Annotated in this window: 2 protein-coding genes; one reads left to right on the top strand and one right to left on the bottom strand. The window is 69.8% G+C overall.

Annotated elements, in window-relative coordinates; translation table 11 throughout:
* Nucleotides 1-688 (bottom strand): ROK family transcriptional regulator (locus WBP48_RS11600; RefSeq protein ID WP_424440574.1); only part of this gene is annotated, 688 nt, incomplete at its 3' end.
* A gap of 118 nt (nt 689-806) precedes the next feature.
* Between WBP48_RS11600 and WBP48_RS11595 the strand changes: the two genes are divergently transcribed.
* A complete protein-coding gene (locus WBP48_RS11595; protein ID WP_424440572.1) occupies nt 807-1,313 on the top strand; it encodes a hypothetical protein in 507 nt (168 codons plus the stop codon).
* The last annotated feature ends 194 nt before the right edge of the window (nt 1,314-1,507 follow it).

The following is a 1,507-nucleotide window of genomic DNA, read 5'->3' as shown; positions in this document are numbered from 1 at the left end:
AGCCGACACCGCGCCCGACCCGCACGAGCATCACGTCGTCGCGGGCGCCGCCGAAGGTGTACTCGGCGAGCACCGCCGCGTTGGCGTCGTTCGCGACGAGCACGGGGAGGCCCACCGCCTCGCGCAGGACGGGCTCGAGCGGGACGTCGGTCCAGCCGAAGTTGGGCGCCGTGCGCACTGTGCCGAGGTCGTCGACGATGCCGGGCGAGCCGACACCGATGCCGAGCACGGGCGCATGCGCGTCGTCAACGAGGTCTTTCGCGAGCTGCACGACCGTCGCCAGGATGTCGGCGGTGTCGAGGGGAACGGGCACGTCGTGACGCGCGACGATCTCGCCGTCGAGCGTGAGGATCGCACCCAGGAACCGCTCGGTGCCCGACAGGTCGAGACCGACGATGCGGTGTCCGGCGCGGTCGAGGTCCACGAGGATCGCGGGTTTTCCGGGGCCGGTCACCTCGCGGATGCCGCGTTCGGCGACGAATCCGTCGGCGATGAGCTCGGCGACGAGGTCGGAGATCGTGACGCGGGTGAGCCTCGTCTCGCGCGAGAGATCGGCACGCGACATGGCACCCTGGTGGAAGAGCATCTGCAGGACGAGGGATCGGTTGTGAGCGCGCGCGTGCTCCGGGAGCACCTTCGCGGCGTGGCGCAGCGCGCCGCCGCCGCGCTGTGGATCGGATCTCGACATGTTTGTTAGTAGACCTTACGAACTAATCGACCGCAAGAGCGCCGTCCATTTTGGAAGGCGTGTTTACAAAACCGTTACACGGCCGACACATCCGTCGACGACACCCGAGAGGCACGACATGACCACCCGCCGAACACCGGTCCGCCGCACGTTCCTCCGCACACCGTTCCGCTGCGCGTTCCGCCGCCGCGGACCGACGACGATGATCCTGGTCGCGGCCCTTGCGACCCTCGCGGTCGCGGGGTGCGCAGCCGACGAATCCGGATCACCCTCCCCCACGCCGACGCCGACCGACGCACAGAGCGTCGCGCAGGGGTGCGACGCGGTGCGGACCAGCGTGGCGGATGCCGTGGCGCAACTGCAGGCGCTCGATGTGAGCGACCCGCAGTCCGCCGCTGGAGCGTTCTCGTCCGTCGCCGAGCGACTCGGCGCCGCGGCGGATGGGGTGAGCAATGTCGATGTCGCCGAGATCCTGCCGGACCTGCAGACCGGGTTCACCACGGCATCCGGCACCCTCACCGCCATCGCGGGCGGAGATCTCTCGCAGCTGCCGGTCCTGCTGCAGAACACCACCTCGATTCAGGACTCGCTCACACGCTTCAGCGCGCTCTGTACCACACCGTGACGGCCCTTGCGCGCCGATCCCGTAGGATTGAGGGGCGCATATGCGCAGAACACGGGGGTGTCGCGGTGACTGATCTCGCCACGAAGAACGGGACGGACGGCGCATTCGAGCCGTCGCGCCCCACGGAGGTCACCGCCACGACCGCCGCGACCGCGGTGCTGGAGCACCCGGAGCCGACCGCGGGGATCCCCGCG

The sequence above is a fragment of the Microbacterium sp. genome (genome assembly GCF_049661145.1).
GTDB lineage: Bacteria > Actinomycetota > Actinomycetes > Actinomycetales > Microbacteriaceae > Microbacterium.
This window is presented reverse-complemented; position numbering and strand designations above follow the sequence as displayed.